Raw genomic sequence first — 16,843 nt, forward strand, 5'->3', positions numbered from 1 at the left:
GTCCCTGGGCGCCTCCGCGTGGGGCATGGGGGCCTTGACGAACCGCACGCAGCGCGCAATTCTCAGGACGCGTCGTCACAAGGATCCGAATCCGAGGCATGGATCGGCGGCGAAGAGGGCAGTATCAACGTGCATTGAGGGCGAGCATGCCGAGGGCGTTGAGAACGAGGGCGTTGAGAACAACGAGGGTCGCGAAAAACCCGCACTGGACATCAGTGTGCCAAGTGGCTACACTGACCCTTTGCGCTGCCTGTTAGCTGTCCCCTGCCCGTCACCAGGGGCATGCCCTCGCTTGAGCACCGATGACCGGACCTCCCTGACCTGGCCATTCTTTGGTCGGAGAAGGAAACGCCTGTCTCTGTGTCCCTGTGAGGGGCCGGTACGCGCGTAGTGAGTCCGAGCCCTCGGAAGGACCCCCTCTTGGCCGCCTCGCGCACTGCCTCGACCGCGAATACGAACAACGGCGCAAGCACCGCCCCGCTGCGCATCTCCTTTGCAAAGATCAAGGAGCCCCTCGAGGTTCCCAACCTGCTCGCGCTGCAGACCGAGAGCTTCGACTGGCTGCTCGGCAACACCGCCTGGCAGAGTCGGGTCGAGGCGGCTCTGGAGTCCGGTCAGGACGTCCCCACCAAGTCCGGTCTGGAGGAGATCTTCGAGGAGATCTCCCCGATTGAGGACTTCTCCGGGTCGATGTCGCTGACGTTCCGCGACCACCGTTTCGAGCCGCCGAAGAACAGCATCGACGAGTGCAAGGAGCGCGACTTCACGTACGCGGCTCCGCTCTTCGTCACGGCCGAGTTCACGAACAACGAGACCGGCGAGATCAAGTCCCAGACCGTCTTCATGGGTGACTTCCCGCTCATGACGAACAAGGGCACCTTCGTCATCAACGGCACCGAGCGTGTCGTGGTGTCCCAGCTGGTCCGTTCGCCGGGTGTCTACTTCGACTCCTCCATCGACAAGACGTCCGACAAGGACATCTTCTCCGCCAAGATCATCCCGTCCCGGGGTGCCTGGCTGGAGATGGAGATCGACAAGCGCGACATGGTCGGTGTGCGCATCGACCGCAAGCGCAAGCAGTCCGTGACCGTTCTGCTCAAGGCTCTCGGTTGGACGACCGAGCAGATCCTCGAGGAGTTCGGCGAGTACGAGTCCATGCGCGCCACTCTGGAGAAGGACCACACCCAGGGCCAGGACGACGCGCTGCTCGACATCTACCGCAAGCTGCGTCCGGGCGAGCCCCCCACGCGTGAGGCCGCGCAGACGCTTCTGGAGAACCTGTACTTCAACCCGAAGCGCTACGACCTCGCCAAGGTCGGCCGCTACAAGGTCAACAAGAAGCTGGGTGCGGACGCTCCGCTGGACGCGGGCATCCTGACCGTCGAGGACATCATCTCGACGATCAAGTACCTGGTGAAGCTGCACGCCGGCGAGACCGAGACCACCGGGGACAGCGGCGGCACGATCGTCGTCGAGACCGACGACATCGACCACTTCGGCAACCGTCGTCTGCGCAGCGTCGGCGAGCTCATCCAGAACCAGGTCCGCACGGGTCTGGCGCGTATGGAGCGAGTCGTCCGCGAGCGCATGACGACCCAGGACGTCGAGGCGATCACGCCGCAGACCCTGATCAACATCCGGCCGGTCGTCGCCTCCATCAAGGAGTTCTTCGGCACCAGCCAGCTGTCGCAGTTCATGGACCAGAACAACCCGCTGTCGGGTCTCACCCACAAGCGCCGTCTGTCGGCTCTTGGCCCGGGTGGTCTCTCCCGTGAGCGGGCCGGCTTCGAGGTCCGTGACGTGCACCCGTCTCACTACGGCCGTATGTGCCCGATCGAGACTCCCGAAGGCCCGAACATCGGTCTGATCGGTTCGCTCGCCTCGTACGGCCGCGTCAACGCGTTCGGTTTCGTCGAGACGCCGTACCGCCGGGTCACCGACGGTGTCGTCACCGACGAGGTCGACTACCTGACGGCCGACGAAGAGGACCGCTTCGTCATCGCGCAGGCCAACGCCACGCTCTCGGACGACATGCGGTTCGCCGAGAACCGCGTCCTCGTCCGTCGCCGTGGCGGTGAGGTCGACTACGTCGCCGGTGACGACGTGGACTACATGGACGTCTCGCCGCGCCAGATGGTGTCGGTCGCGACCGCCATGATCCCGTTCCTCGAGCACGACGACGCCAACCGTGCCCTCATGGGCGCGAACATGATGCGTCAGGCCGTGCCGCTGATTAAGTCCGAGTCCCCGCTCGTCGGCACCGGCATGGAGTACCGCTCCGCGGTCGACGCCGGCGACGTGGTCAAGGCCGAGAAGGACGGTGTGGTCCAGGAGGTCTCCGCGGACTACATCACCACCGCCAACGACGACGGCACGTACATCACGTACCGCCTGGCCAAGTTCTCCCGGTCCAACCAGGGCACCTCGGTCAACCAGAAGGTCATCGTCAACGAGGGCGACCGGATCATCACGGGCCAGGTGCTCGCCGACGGTCCCGCCACCCAGAACGGCGAGATGGCGCTGGGCAAGAACCTGCTCGTGGCGTTCATGCCGTGGGAGGGTCACAACTACGAGGACGCGATCATCCTGTCGCAGCGCCTCGTGCAGGACGACGTCCTCTCCTCGATCCACATCGAGGAGCACGAGGTCGACGCCCGTGACACCAAGCTCGGCCCCGAGGAGATCACCCGGGACATCCCGAACGTCTCCGAGGAGGTCCTCGCCGACCTCGACGAGCGCGGCATCATCCGTATCGGCGCCGAGGTCATCGCCGGTGACATCCTCGTCGGCAAGGTCACGCCCAAGGGTGAGACCGAGCTGACGCCGGAGGAGCGCCTGCTGCGCGCGATCTTCGGTGAGAAGGCCCGTGAGGTGCGTGACACCTCGCTGAAGGTGCCGCACGGCGAGACCGGCAAGGTCATCGGCGTCCGCGTCTTCGACCGCGAGGAGGGCGACGAGCTTCCCCCCGGTGTGAACCAGCTGGTGCGCGTGTACGTGGCGCAGAAGCGCAAGATCACCGACGGTGACAAGCTCGCCGGCCGACACGGCAACAAGGGTGTCATCTCCAAGATCCTGCCCATCGAGGACATGCCGTTCCTCGAGGACGGGACCCCGGTCGACATCATCCTCAACCCGCTGGGTGTGCCGTCCCGAATGAACCCGGGGCAGGTCCTGGAGATTCACCTCGGCTGGCTCGCCAGCCGCGGCTGGGACGTCTCCGGCCTCGCGGAGGAGTGGGCACAGCGCCTCCAGGTGATCGGCGCCGACGCGGTCCAGCCGGGCACGAACGTCGCGACCCCCGTCTTCGACGGTGCGCGCGAGGACGAGCTCGCCGGTCTGCTGCAGCACACCATCCCGAACCGCGACGGCGAGCGCATGGTGCTCCCGACCGGTAAGGCGCGGCTGTTCGACGGCCGTAGCGGTGAGCCGTTCCCGGACCCGATCTCGGTCGGCTACATGTACATCCTGAAGCTGCACCACCTGGTCGACGACAAGCTCCACGCCCGTTCGACCGGCCCGTACAGCATGATCACCCAGCAGCCGCTGGGTGGTAAGGCCCAGTTCGGTGGCCAGCGCTTCGGTGAGATGGAGGTGTGGGCGCTGGAGGCATACGGCGCCGCGTACGCCCTCCAGGAGCTGCTGACCATCAAGTCCGACGACGTCACCGGCCGCGTGAAGGTCTACGAGGCCATCGTCAAGGGCGAGAACATCCCCGAGCCCGGCATCCCCGAGTCCTTCAAGGTGCTCATCAAGGAGATGCAGTCGCTCTGCCTGAACGTGGAGGTGCTGTCCAGCGACGGTATGTCCATCGAGATGCGTGACACCGACGAGGACGTCTTCCGCGCTGCGGAGGAGCTCGGCATCGACCTGTCCCGGCGCGAGCCGAGCAGCGTCGAAGAGGTCTGACGGGAGTCCGGCGGGGCCCTTACCCACAGGGCCCCGCCGACCCCCAGGCCCCCGTTTCAGACCCCAAGACTTACAACCCTGAGAGGGATTGACGCATAGTGCTCGACGTCAACTTCTTCGATGAGCTCCGGATCGGTCTGGCCACCGCTGACGACATCCGTCAGTGGAGCCACGGCGAGGTCAAGAAGCCCGAGACCATCAACTACCGCACCCTCAAGCCCGAAAAGGACGGACTCTTCTGCGAGAAGATCTTCGGTCCGACCCGGGACTGGGAGTGCTACTGCGGCAAGTACAAGCGTGTCCGCTTCAAGGGCATCATCTGTGAGCGCTGCGGCGTCGAGGTGACTCGCGCCAAGGTGCGTCGTGAGCGGATGGGCCACATCGAGCTGGCCGCGCCTGTTACGCACATCTGGTACTTCAAGGGTGTCCCGAGCCGGCTGGGCTACCTGCTCGACCTGGCTCCCAAGGACCTCGAGAAGGTCATCTACTTCGCGGCGTACATGATCACGTACGTCGACGAGGAGCGCCGCACGCGTGACCTGCCCTCCCTGGAGGCGCACGTCTCCGTGGAGCGTCAGCAGGTCGAGAACCGTCGCGACGCCGACCTGGAGGCCCGCGCCAAGAAGCTCGAGACCGACCTGGCCGAGCTGGAGGCCGAGGGCGCCAAGGCCGACGTGCGCCGCAAGGTGCGCGAGGGTGCCGAGCGCGAGATGAAGCAGCTGCGTGACCGTGCGCAGCGCGAGATCGACCGTCTCGACGAGGTGTGGACCCGGTTCAAGAACCTCAAGGTCCAGGACCTCGAGGGCGACGAGCTGCTCTACCGCGAGCTGCGTGACCGCTTCGGCACGTACTTCGACGGCTCGATGGGTGCCGCGGCGCTGCAGAAGCGCCTGGAGTCCTTCGACCTCGACGAGGAAGCCGAGAAGCTCCGCGAGATCATCCGTACCGGCAAGGGCCAGAAGAAGACCCGTGCGCTCAAGCGCCTGAAGGTCGTCTCCGCGTTCCTGCAGACCAGCAACAGCCCCAAGGGCATGGTGCTCGACTGCGTGCCGGTCATCCCGCCGGACCTTCGCCCGATGGTGCAGCTGGACGGTGGCCGCTTCGCGACCTCCGACCTGAACGACCTGTACCGCCGTGTGATCAACCGGAACAACCGACTGAAGCGCCTTCTCGACCTCGGTGCGCCCGAGATCATCGTGAACAACGAGAAGCGCATGCTCCAGGAGGCCGTCGACGCGCTGTTCGACAACGGTCGTCGTGGTCGCCCGGTCACCGGTCCCGGTAACCGTCCGCTGAAGTCCCTCAGCGACATGCTGAAGGGTAAGCAGGGTCGATTCCGTCAGAACCTGCTCGGCAAGCGTGTGGACTACTCCGCGCGTTCCGTGATCGTCGTCGGTCCGCAGCTGAAGCTGCACCAGTGCGGTCTGCCCAAGGCGATGGCGCTGGAGCTCTTCAAGCCGTTCGTGATGAAGCGCCTGGTCGACCTGAACCACGCGCAGAACATCAAGAGCGCCAAGCGCATGGTGGAGCGCGGCCGCACGGTCGTGTACGACGTCCTCGAAGAGGTCATCGCCGAGCACCCGGTTCTGCTGAACCGTGCTCCCACCCTGCACCGCCTCGGCATCCAGGCCTTCGAGCCGCAGCTGGTCGAGGGCAAGGCCATCCAGATCCACCCGCTCGTCTGCACCGCGTTCAACGCGGACTTCGACGGTGACCAGATGGCCGTGCACCTGCCGCTGTCCGCGGAGGCGCAGGCCGAGGCCCGCATCCTGATGCTGTCCTCGAACAACATCCTCAAGCCCGCCGACGGCCGTCCGGTGACGATGCCGACCCAGGACATGGTCCTCGGTCTGTTCTTCCTCACCACCGACAGCGAGATGCGGAACGTGAAGGGCGCGGACCGCGGCTTCTCGTCCGTGGCCGAGGCGATCATGGCCTTCGACGCCGGCGAGCTCTCGCTCCAGTCGAAGATCGACATCCGCTTCCCGGTGGGCACCATCCCGCCGCGTGGCTGGACGCCGCCCGCCCAGGAAGAGGGCGAGCCGGAGTGGCAGCAGGGTGACAGCTTCCGTCTGAAGACCACGCTCGGCCGTGCGCTCTTCAACGAACTGCTGCCCGAGGACTACCCGTTCGTCGACTACGAGGTCGGCAAGAAGCAGCTCTCCGAGATCGTCAACGACCTCGCCGAGCGCTACCCGAAGGTCATCGTGGCGGCGACGCTCGACAACCTGAAGGCGTCCGGCTTCTACTGGGCCACCCGTTCCGGCGTCACCGTCGCCATCTCCGACGTCGTCGTTCCCGAGGCGAAGAAGGAGATCGTCAAGGGCTACGAGGCGCAGGACGAGAAGGTCCAGAAGCAGTACGAGCGCGGTCTGATCACCAAGGACGAGCGCACGCAGGAGCTCATCGCGATCTGGACCAAGGCGACCAACGAGGTTGCCGAGGCCATGAACGAGAACTTCCCGAAGACCAACCCGATCTTCATGATGGTGAACTCGGGTGCACGAGGCAACATGATGCAGATGCGTCAGATTGCCGGTATGCGTGGTCTGGTGTCGAACGCGAAGAACGAGACGATCCCGCGTCCGATCAAGGCCTCGTTCCGTGAGGGTCTGTCCGTGCTGGAGTACTTCATCTCCACGCACGGTGCCCGTAAGGGTCTGGCGGACACCGCCCTTCGTACCGCCGACTCGGGTTACCTCACCCGTCGTCTGGTCGACGTCTCCCAGGACGTCATCATTCGCGAGGAGGACTGCGGTACCGAGCGCGGCCTCAAGCTGGCCATCGCGGAGCGCGGCGCGGACGGCGTGCTGCGCAAGGCGGACAACGCCGAGACCAGCGTGTACGCGCGCTGCCTCGCCGAGGACATCGTCGTCGACGGCAAGGTGCTCGCCCCGGCGGGCGTCGACCTCGGTGACGTCCTCATCGACCAGCTGGTCAAGGCCGGCATCGAGGAGGTCAAGACCCGCTCGGTCCTGACCTGTGAGTCCGCCGTCGGCACCTGCGCCATGTGCTACGGCCGCTCGCTCGCCACCGGCAAGCTGGTCGACATCGGTGAGGCGGTCGGCATCATCGCCGCCCAGTCCATCGGTGAGCCCGGTACCCAGCTGACGATGCGTACCTTCCACACCGGTGGTGTGGCCGGTGACGACATCACCCAGGGTCTGCCGCGTGTCGTCGAGCTCTTCGAGGCCCGTACCCCGAAGGGTGTCGCGCCGATCTCCGAGGCCACCGGCCGCGTCCGGATCGAGGAGACCGAGAAGACCAAGAAGCTCGTCGTCACCCCGGACGACGGCAGCGACGAGACGGCGTTCCCGATCTCGAAGCGTGCCCGACTCCTGGTCAGCGAGGGCGAGCACGTCGAGGTGGGCCAGAAGCTCACCGTGGGTGCCACCAACCCGCACGACGTGCTGCGCATCCTGGGTCAGCGTGCCGTCCAGGTCCACCTGGTCGGCGAGGTCCAGAAGGTCTACAACTCGCAGGGTGTGTCGATCCACGACAAGCACATCGAGATCATCATCCGGCAGATGCTGCGCCGCGTGACGATCATCGAGTCGGGCGACGCCGAGCTGCTGCCCGGCGAGCTGGTCGAGCGCTCGAAGTTCGAGACCGAGAACCGTCGTGTGGTCCAGGAGGGCGGTCACCCGGCCTCCGGTCGTCCGCAGCTGATGGGTATCACCAAGGCCTCGCTGGCGACGGAATCCTGGCTGTCGGCCGCCTCCTTCCAGGAGACGACCCGAGTTCTGACGGACGCGGCGATCAACGCCAAGTCCGACAGCCTCATCGGCCTCAAGGAGAACGTCATCATCGGTAAGCTCATCCCGGCCGGTACGGGTCTGTCCCGCTACCGCAACATCCGGGTCGAGCCGACCGAGGAGGCCAAGGCCGCGATGTACTCGGCCGTCGGCTACGACGACATCGACTACTCGCCGTTCGGCACCGGCTCCGGCCAGGCCGTTCCGCTGGAGGACTACGACTACGGTCCGTACAACCAGTAAGCGGGCAGCCTGAGTCAGGCACAGTCGAGGGCGGTCACCTTTCGGGGTGGCCGCCCTTCGGCGTGCGTGGCTTGTTTCCGGGTCGTCGCGGGCGTCTCCGGGTTTTCTCCGGGCAGACCCCGATGCCCTCGAAGCCGGTTCGGCGCATCATGGAGGGACTCCGACCACAACGGGGGAGGTGCTCCATGACGCATCCGTCGTGGCAGCCGGGGCAGCCGTGGCAGCCATGGAAGGGCAGCAGCGCGCCGCAGCCGTGGTCCGGCGCCGGCGCCCCGCAGCCGTGGACGGGCCCGAGCGCGCCGTCGATGCTCGCCTCGCACGCCGACCGTGAGCGCGCCGTGGACGTGCTCAGAGCCGGCTACGGCGAGGGGCGGCTGGAGCAGCCCGAGTTCGAGCAGCGGGTCTCGCGGGCCTACACGGCCCGTACGGTGGGGGAGCTGGCCCTGCTCGTCGCCGACCTGCCCCAGGGCCCCATGCCGCATCCGGCGCCCGTGATGCCCGTACCACCGACGTTCCTGGCGACGCCGCGGCCGCAGACGAACGGCAAGGCCGTCGGTTCGGCGGTCTGCGGGGTGCTGTGCCTCGTGAGCCTCGGCCTGACCGGCATTCCGGCCGTCGCCCTGGGGCACGCCGCGCGTGCCGAGATCCGCCGAACCGGCGAGGGCGGGGACGCCCTCGCCCTCACCGGCCTCGTGCTGGGGTGGCTGTCGACCGCGGCCTGGGCGGCCATGCTGACGCTGATGATCGTCGCTGCCGCCCTGTCCGCATGACGGGGCGGTGGGCGGTCGTTTCGTCGCTCGTGCGATGTGGCGCTGACATGCCAGGATCGCCGATTCGAAGATCAAACACGGCGTACGGTCTTGACATCGACCGTATGGCGATGCGGGCGAGGCCCATTTGTTTTGACCGCAGCGAATGAGGTAGGTACGCTCAGACCTTGTGCCTGGGGTGTGCCCTGGCTCTCGTGCGTGCCTTCAACCGCATCGCGAGCTGTGAGCGGCCACCGTAATCTGTGCTGTTTTCGCCTTGCGGCGGGAGTCCGCCGGATTCGACACACCCGACCGCGTGGGTCGGCGACGTTCCAGGTTAGCTTCACCATTCGGCACACAGAAACCGGAGAAGTAGTGCCTACGATCCAGCAGCTGGTCCGTAAGGGCCGGCAGGACAAGGTCGAGAAGAACAAGACGCCCGCACTTGAGGGTTCCCCTCAGCGTCGTGGCGTCTGCACGCGTGTGTTCACGACCACCCCGAAGAAGCCGAACTCGGCCCTGCGTAAGGTCGCGCGTGTGCGTCTGACCAGCGGGATCGAGGTCACCGCTTACATTCCGGGTGAGGGACACAACCTGCAGGAGCACTCCATCGTGCTCGTGCGCGGCGGCCGTGTGAAGGACCTGCCGGGTGTTCGCTACAAGATCATCCGTGGCTCCCTCGACACCCAGGGTGTCAAGAACCGCAAGCAGGCCCGTTCCCGCTACGGCGCCAAGAAGGAGAAGTAGAAATGCCTCGTAAGGGCCCCGCCCCGAAGCGCCCGGTCATCATCGACCCGGTCTACGGTTCTCCTCTGGTGACGTCGCTCATCAACAAGGTGCTGCTGAACGGCAAGCGCTCCACCGCCGAGCGCATCGTCTACGGCGCCATGGAGGGTCTGCGTGAGAAGACGGGCAACGACCCGATCATCACGCTGAAGCGCGCGCTGGAGAACATCAAGCCGACCCTCGAGGTCAAGTCCCGCCGTGTCGGTGGTGCGACGTACCAGGTTCCGATCGAGGTCAAGCCCGGTCGTGCCAACACGCTCGCGCTGCGCTGGCTCGTCGGCTACTCCCGCGCCCGTCGCGAGAAGACCATGACCGAGCGTCTGCTCAACGAGCTTCTCGACGCTTCGAACGGCCTCGGTGCGGCCGTCAAGAAGCGCGAGGACACGCACAAGATGGCCGAGTCCAACAAGGCCTTCGCGCACTACCGCTGGTAGTCGCTACCCACATCGAGACCGAGAGAAGACTGAAGCCTTATGGCTACCACTTCACTTGACCTGGCCAAGGTCCGCAATATCGGGATCATGGCCCACATCGACGCGGGCAAGACGACCACCACCGAGCGGATCCTGTTCTACACCGGTGTGTCTTACAAGATCGGTGAGGTCCACGACGGCGCTGCCACCATGGACTGGATGGAGCAGGAGCAGGAGCGTGGCATCACGATCACGTCTGCTGCGACCACCTGTCACTGGCCGCTCGAGGACAACGACTACACCATCAACATCATCGACACCCCGGGGCACGTCGACTTCACCGTTGAGGTGGAGCGCTCCCTGCGTGTGCTCGACGGTGCCGTGACGGTGTTCGACGGTGTCGCCGGTGTCGAGCCGCAGTCCGAGACGGTGTGGCGTCAGGCCGACCGTTACGGCGTGCCGCGTATCTGCTTCGTCAACAAGCTGGACCGTACCGGCGCCGAGTTCCACCGCTGCGTGGACATGATCTCGGACCGCCTGGGCGCCCAGCCGCTCGTCATGCAGCTTCCGATCGGCGCCGAGGCCGACTTCAAGGGCGTTGTGGACCTGGTCCGCATGAAGGCGCTCGTGTGGTCCGCCGAGGCCGCCAAGGGCGAGATGTACGACGTCGTCGACATCCCGGCCACGCACACCGAGGCTGCCGAGGAGTACCGCGGCAAGCTGATCGAGGGCGTCGCCGAGAACGACGAAGAGATCATGGAGCTGTACCTGGAGGGCCAGGAGCCCACCGAGGAGCAGCTGTACGCCGCGATCCGTCGCATCACCATCGCGTCCGGCAAGTCCAGCGACACCACGGTCACCCCGGTGTTCTGTGGCACCGCGTTCAAGAACAAGGGCGTCCAGCCCCTGCTCGACGCGGTCGTGCGCTACCTGCCGACCCCGCTCGACGTCGAGGCCATCGAGGGCCACGACGTGAAGGACCCCGAGCTGGTCGTCAAGCGCAAGCCGTCCGACGACGAGCCGCTGTCCGCGCTGGCGTTCAAGATCATGAGCGACCCGCACCTCGGCAAGCTCACCTTCGTCCGGGTTTACTCGGGCCGCCTGGAGTCCGGCACCGCCGTGCTGAACTCCGTCAAGGGCAAGAAGGAGCGCATCGGCAAGATCTACCGCATGCACGCGAACAAGCGTGAGGAGATCGACTCGGTGGGCGCCGGCGACATCATCGCCGTCATGGGCCTGAAGCAGACCACCACCGGTGAGACGCTGTCCGACGACAAGAACCCGGTCATCCTGGAGTCCATGGACTTCCCGGCGCCGGTCATCCAGGTCGCCATCGAGCCCAAGTCGAAGGGCGACCAGGAGAAGCTGGGCGTCGCGATCCAGCGCCTGGCCGAGGAGGACCCGTCCTTCCAGGTCCACTCGGACGAGGAGACCGGCCAGACCATCATCGGTGGTATGGGCGAGCTGCACCTCGAGGTGCTGGTCGACCGTATGCGCCGTGAGTTCAAGGTCGAGGCCAACGTCGGCAAGCCGCAGGTCGCCTACCGCGAGACGATCCGCAAGGCCGTCGAGCGCGTCGACTACACGCACAAGAAGCAGACTGGTGGTACCGGCCAGTTCGCCAAGGTGCAGATCGCGATCGAGCCGATCGAGGGCGGCGACGCCTCGTACGAGTTCGTGAACAAGGTGACCGGTGGTCGTATCCCGAAGGAGTACATCCCTTCGGTCGACGCCGGTGCGCAGGAGGCCATGCAGTTCGGCATCCTCGCCGGTTACGAGATGACCGGCGTGCGCGTCACCCTCATCGACGGTGGCTACCACGAGGTCGACTCCTCGGAGCTCGCCTTCAAGATCGCCGGTTCGCAGGCCTTCAAGGAGGCCGCGCGCAAGGCCAGCCCCGTGCTCCTTGAGCCGATGATGGCCGTCGAGGTCACCACGCCCGAGGACTACATGGGCGAGGTCATCGGCGACATCAACTCCCGCCGTGGCCAGATCCAGGCCATGGAGGAGCGGGCGGGTGCTCGCGTCGTGAAGGGCCTCGTGCCCCTCTCGGAGATGTTCGGTTACGTCGGCGACCTGCGCAGCAAGACGTCCGGCCGTGCCAGCTACTCCATGCAGTTCGACTCCTACGCCGAGGTTCCGCGGAACGTCGCCGAGGAGATCATCGCGAAGGCCAAGGGCGAGTAACGCACCGCGTTCACACGCTTTAGGCTTGACTCCGGAGCCTTGAGGGGCAAACACCCGCAAACACGGATGTTTGCCCCTGGGCCCGGGCTTTCCAGCAAAGATCACCTGGCGCCGATGAAGCAAGGCGTTCAGAACCACTCCACAGGAGGACCCCGTGGCGAAGGCGAAGTTCGAGCGGACTAAGCCCCACGTCAACATCGGCACCATCGGTCACATCGACCACGGTAAGACGACCCTTACGGCCGCCATTACCAAGGTGCTGCACGACGCGTACCCGGACCTGAACGAGGCCTCGGCCTTCGACCAGATCGACAAGGCTCCCGAGGAGCGCCAGCGCGGTATCACCATCTCCATCGCGCACGTCGAGTACCAGACCGAGACGCGTCACTACGCCCACGTCGACTGCCCCGGTCACGCGGACTACATCAAGAACATGATCACCGGTGCTGCCCAGATGGACGGCGCCATCCTCGTGGTCGCCGCCACCGACGGCCCGATGCCGCAGACCAAGGAGCACGTGCTCCTGGCCCGCCAGGTCGGCGTTCCGTACATCGTCGTCGCCCTGAACAAGGCCGACATGGTGGACGACGAGGAGATCCTGGAGCTCGTCGAGCTCGAGGTTCGTGAGCTGCTCTCCGAGTACGAGTTCCCGGGCGACGACCTGCCGGTCGTCAAGGTCTCGGCGCTCAAGGCCCTTGAGGGCGACAAGGAGTGGGGCAACACCGTCCTCGAGCTCATGAAGGCCGTGGACGAGAACATCCCGCAGCCCGAGCGCGACGTCGACAAGCCGTTCCTGATGCCGATCGAGGACGTCTTCACGATCACCGGTCGCGGTACGGTCGTCACCGGCCGTATCGAGCGTGGTGTCCTGAAGGTCAACGAGACCGTTGACATCGTGGGCATCAAGCAGGAGAAGACCACCACCACGGTCACCGGCATCGAGATGTTCCGCAAGCTGCTCGATGAGGGCCAGGCCGGTGAGAACGTCGGTCTGCTGCTCCGCGGCATCAAGCGCGAGGACGTCGAGCGCGGCCAGGTCATCATCAAGCCCGGTTCGGTCACGCCGCACACCGAGTTCGAGGCCCAGGCCTACATCCTGTCCAAGGACGAGGGTGGCCGCCACACGCCGTTCTTCAACAACTACCGTCCGCAGTTCTACTTCCGTACGACGGACGTGACCGGCGTTGTGACCCTCCCCGAGGGCACCGAGATGGTCATGCCGGGTGACAACACCGAGATGAAGGTGGAGCTCATCCAGCCCGTCGCCATGGAAGAGGGCCTGAAGTTCGCCATCCGTGAGGGTGGCCGGACGGTCGGCGCCGGCCAGGTCACCAAGATCAACAAGTAGTCTTGTTGGTTTGACCTGGTAGCTCCAGCGCGAGCTCCTGAAGGGGCCCGTACGACTTTGGTCGTACGGGCCTCTTTGCTGTGTGCCTCTAGGGCGTCAGGTGTTGTCGCCGTCCGGGACGATGCAGAACGCCACGTGGCTGATGGCGTAGAAGTCGTTGGGAGGCGCCGATGACGTGTTGAGCGGCGAGTGGAGCGTCTCGTCGGCCTCGATCTGGCCGGCCATCGTGGTCCGGTAGTCGTAGACGTTGGCGTTGGGGCCGCCCTTGACGATGACCGCGGCAGCGGCGAACGGGCCGGAGATGTCGAAGTCGAGCAGGTCCGGCTCCCCCTCGCTGTTGTCCGTGACGGAGAGGAGGATCGAGCCGTTGGACCCGTTGAACGTGAAGTTGAGCGTCTCACCGTCCACAGGCGCGTTGTCCGTGTCCTGCTCGGTGAAGCCGGTCAGGGGCGGCTGGATGTCCACACAGTCCGGATTCCCGGCCAGTTCTGTGGGCGCCACCTCGGCCTGCAGCTGGGGCCCCGGCTGTGCCGACGCGGGGCCGGCCCCGAGGGTGACCGCCAGGGCCGTGGTCAGGCCGAGGCCGACGCAGCGCGCTCCCCATCTCGCTCGTGCCGGCCGCGTGGCCGCTCGACTGGTTACTCGCACGATGTGTGCTCCTTTTGCTCTGGATCTGCCTGATTGCACCCTTTGTGGGCAGTCTGATTAATTGCACAATCGGATCGGCGTCAGTCCCCGAGGGTTCCTTTTCGTGGGCCGTCCGAGGCCCAGGGCACCGGAAAGGGCGAGTGCCGGTCCCGGCGGATGCGCCGGGCAGTCGAGGGCGTGGGCAACACGCCTGTATGTGCTGGTGCTTGCGATGCGGTCATAGTAAATACACGTAAATACAGATTCTTCGCATTTCGGGAAGGGCGCCGCCATGTCAGAGACCGCTGCGCCGCCTGGTGGGGCCGCCCGTGCTGGCCAGGCCCATCACAGGGCCGTAGTCGAGCGTTCCCTGCGGGGTTTCACAGGGGCGGGCTACGACAAGGGGCGGCCCTGGCTGGTCCAGGCTGCGTGGTTCGCCGTCATGCATCTCGTGTTCCGCAAGTGGTGGTTCCCGGCCCGCTGGCGGCCTGCGGTGCTTCGGGCGTTCGGTGCGCGGATCGGGCGGCGGGTGTTGATCCGGCACGGTGTCCGGGTGCACTGGCCCTGGCGGCTGTCCGTCGGCGACGACGTGTGGATCGGTGAGGGTGCCTGGCTGCTGAACCTGCAGCCGATCACCATCGGCAGCGATGTGTGTGTCTCACAGGACGCGTTCCTGTGCACCGGAAGTCATCAACACCGCAGTCCCACCATGGAGTTCGACAACGGGCCCATCCGTCTGGAGCCCGGGTCGTGGGTCGCGGCCCGGGCCGTCGTACTGCGCGGCGTGACCGTCGGCCGCAGTGCGGTGGTCGGTGCCTCGGCGGTCGCCCACCGGGACGTCGCTGCCGGTGAGGTCATCACCCGTGGGACAGCGGCATGAGGGTTGTCCACGTGGTGACGCTCGTGAGCGACGACGGAGCGTACGGCGGTCCGACAAGCGTGGCCGCCGGGCATCTTGAGGAGTGCGCCGCTCGAGGGCATGAGGTCACGTTGGTGTCGCTCTGGCGAGGCAGGTCCGCGGCGCCCAAACGCCTGGGCTCGGTGCCGCTGCGGACGCGTCCGGCTCGCTCGCTGCTCCCGGGGCGTTTCACCGGGCTCATGCATCCGCTGCTGGTCAGGGACCTGTGGGTGTCGATGGGCAGGGCCGACGTGGTCCATGTGCACGCGGGGCGCGACCTCGTCTCCCTCGCGGCGCTCGCCGTCGCCGCGCTGCGCCGCAAGAAGTTCTTCGCGCAGACGCATGGCATGGTGCAGCCCCGGCACGCGGCCGTCGCCAGGCTCTTCGACCGTGTGTACGTGCCGCTGCTGCGGCGGGCGCATGGCTGTCTGGTTCTCACCGAGCACGAGCGCCGGGCCGTGGCCGAGGTCATCGGTGCCGACGGTCCGCCGCTGATGACCCTGCCCAACGGGGTGCGACCCGAGACCGGGGGAGGGGCGGAGTCCCCGCGGCGCCACCGCGAGGTGCTCTTCCTCGCCAGACTGCACCCGCGCAAACGCCCGGAGGCCTTCGTCGAGATGGCCGCGCTGGTGCACCGGCGGATGCCCGACGCCCGGTTCACGATCCACGGGGCGGACGAGGGGATGCTGCCCACGGTGCGCCGGCTGATCGCCGCCCATGGGCTGCAGGGCATCGTCTCCTACGGCGGGGCGCTGCGGCACCCGGAGGCGGTACGGGCGTATGCGAGGGCGGCGGTCTATGTGCTGCCCAGCGTCGACGAGCCGTTCCCGATGACCGTGATGGAGGCCCTCTCGGCCGGCACCCCCGTGGTGTGCACGGACAGCAGCGGCATCGCGGACGAGCTGGCTCGCCGGGGCGCGGCGATGGTCACCGACGGCAGTCCGGAAGAGCTGGCCGACGCGGTGTGCCGTGTGCTGGCCGACGACGCAAAGCGGGACGCCCTCGTGGATGCGGGGCATCGCGCCGTCCGGGAGGCGTTCTCGATTCATGCGGTGACGGATCGGCTGGAGGCGATCTATCGGGGTGTGTGTCACGCCCCCTCTCGGGATTAGCACGCGCGCGGACGACTCCGAGAACTCGGTACGCGGTTGATCCTCCCGCCCGTTCACGCACGAGGTCGAGGTAATGGAATTCTCCAGCACGCTGCAGCAGCTCTCGAAGGTGCAGAAACCCGCCCATGGGGTCTCCTTCTACTCCCGGTTCGTCAACCGGCCGGCCGGGAGACTGCTTGCGGCAGCGGCGTACCGCGTCGGGCTCTCGCCCAACCATGTGACGGCCGTCAGCGCGCTGATCACCTTCGCGGCCGTTTTCGCGATTGCTCTCCGCCCGCCTTCCTATGCGTTGGGGCAGTGCGTCTCACTGGCTCTGCTTCTGGGGTTCGCGCTCGATTCCGCTGACGGTCAACTGGCCAGGCTGCATCGGTCGTCCAGCCTTTCCGGGGAGTGGTTGGACCATGTGGTGGACTGCGCGAAAATCCTGGGCATTCACGCGGCGGTGCTGATTTCCTTCTACCGCTTCTTCGATCTGACGGAGCCCGCGCTGCTGCTCCCGATCATCTTCCAGTTCGCCGCTGTCCTGCTGTACTTCGGAGGGATTCTCACGGAACAGCTGAGAAGGCGAAGGGTGAAACCGCCCACCGGACCGCCGGCACCGGCTTCCAGTGTTCGTGGCATGGCCCTGTTGCCCGTGGATTACGGGCTGTTCTGCCTGATTTTCCTGTTCCTGGGGAGTCAGCGGCTGTTCCTGGCGCTGTACGTCGCCCTGCTCGTGGCCCATGTCGTGCTGCTTCCGGCGTTTTTCGCCAAGTGGCTCCGGGAGCTCTCCTGACGCGAACTCGGACGGAGGTATCGGGCACCTTGTGATGCGGAAAC

At 66.2% G+C, this 16,843-nt stretch carries 11 protein-coding genes; 10 read left to right on the forward strand and 1 reads right to left on the reverse strand.

What is annotated here, in order from left to right; all coding sequences use genetic code 11:
• Positions 1-420 precede the first annotated feature (420 nt).
• The 7 genes from rpoB to tuf all read left to right on the forward strand — a co-directional run bounded on the left by rpoB (position 421) and on the right by tuf (position 13,387).
• Entirely contained in the window at positions 421-3,906 is a 3,486-nt protein-coding gene (gene rpoB, locus AB5J55_RS25275; protein WP_369272844.1) for a DNA-directed RNA polymerase subunit beta, read from the forward strand.
• 98 nt (positions 3,907-4,004) lie between these two features.
• Positions 4,005-7,904, forward strand: coding sequence for a DNA-directed RNA polymerase subunit beta' (locus tag AB5J55_RS25280; protein WP_369272845.1), 3,900 nt, complete (start codon positions 4,005-4,007; stop codon positions 7,902-7,904).
• Positions 7,905-8,089: 185 nt separating this feature from the next.
• A complete protein-coding gene (locus tag AB5J55_RS25285; RefSeq protein WP_369272846.1) occupies positions 8,090-8,674 on the forward strand; it encodes a DUF1707 and DUF4190 domain-containing protein in 585 nt (194 codons plus the stop codon).
• A 354-nt stretch (positions 8,675-9,028) separates the two neighbouring features.
• Positions 9,029-9,400, forward strand: coding sequence for a 30S ribosomal protein S12 (rpsL, locus tag AB5J55_RS25290; protein WP_003948652.1), 372 nt, complete (start codon positions 9,029-9,031; stop codon positions 9,398-9,400).
• A gap of 2 nt (positions 9,401-9,402) precedes the next feature.
• Entirely contained in the window at positions 9,403-9,873 is a 471-nt protein-coding gene (gene rpsG / locus AB5J55_RS25295) for a 30S ribosomal protein S7 (RefSeq protein ID WP_003992340.1), read from the forward strand.
• Positions 9,874-9,912: 39 nt separating this feature from the next.
• The gene (gene fusA / locus AB5J55_RS25300; protein ID WP_190073629.1) at positions 9,913-12,039 is read left to right on the forward strand and encodes an elongation factor G; all 2,127 of its coding nucleotides are present in this window, start codon (positions 9,913-9,915) and stop codon (positions 12,037-12,039) included.
• A 154-nt stretch (positions 12,040-12,193) separates the two neighbouring features.
• A complete protein-coding gene (gene tuf / locus AB5J55_RS25305) occupies positions 12,194-13,387 on the forward strand; it encodes an elongation factor Tu (RefSeq protein ID WP_030046358.1) in 1,194 nt (397 codons plus the stop codon).
• Between the two features lie 96 nt (positions 13,388-13,483).
• On the opposite strand, the gene AB5J55_RS25310 is transcribed toward tuf, so the two are convergent.
• Entirely contained in the window at positions 13,484-14,035 is a 552-nt protein-coding gene (locus AB5J55_RS25310; protein ID WP_369272847.1) for a hypothetical protein, read from the reverse strand.
• Between the two features lie 271 nt (positions 14,036-14,306).
• On the opposite strand from AB5J55_RS25310, the gene AB5J55_RS25315 reads away from it, so the two are divergent.
• The 3 genes from AB5J55_RS25315 (at position 14,307) to AB5J55_RS25325 (ending at position 16,799) form a co-directional block, all read left to right on the forward strand.
• Positions 14,307-14,894: a putative colanic acid biosynthesis acetyltransferase gene (locus AB5J55_RS25315; protein WP_369272848.1), complete on the forward strand. Its 588-nt coding sequence runs from the start codon at positions 14,307-14,309 to the stop codon at positions 14,892-14,894.
• Positions 14,895-14,917: 23 nt separating this feature from the next.
• On the forward strand, positions 14,918-16,024 hold the full coding sequence (locus AB5J55_RS25320) for a glycosyltransferase (RefSeq protein ID WP_369272849.1): 1,107 nt from the start codon (positions 14,918-14,920) through the stop codon (positions 16,022-16,024).
• Between the two features lie 73 nt (positions 16,025-16,097).
• Positions 16,098-16,799, forward strand: a complete 702-nt coding sequence (locus AB5J55_RS25325) for a CDP-alcohol phosphatidyltransferase family protein (RefSeq protein WP_369272850.1) — start codon at positions 16,098-16,100, stop codon at positions 16,797-16,799.
• The last annotated feature ends 44 nt before the right edge of the window (positions 16,800-16,843 follow it).

It is taken from the genome of Streptomyces sp. R11 (assembly GCF_041051905.1).
Lineage (GTDB): Bacteria > Actinomycetota > Actinomycetes > Streptomycetales > Streptomycetaceae > Streptomyces.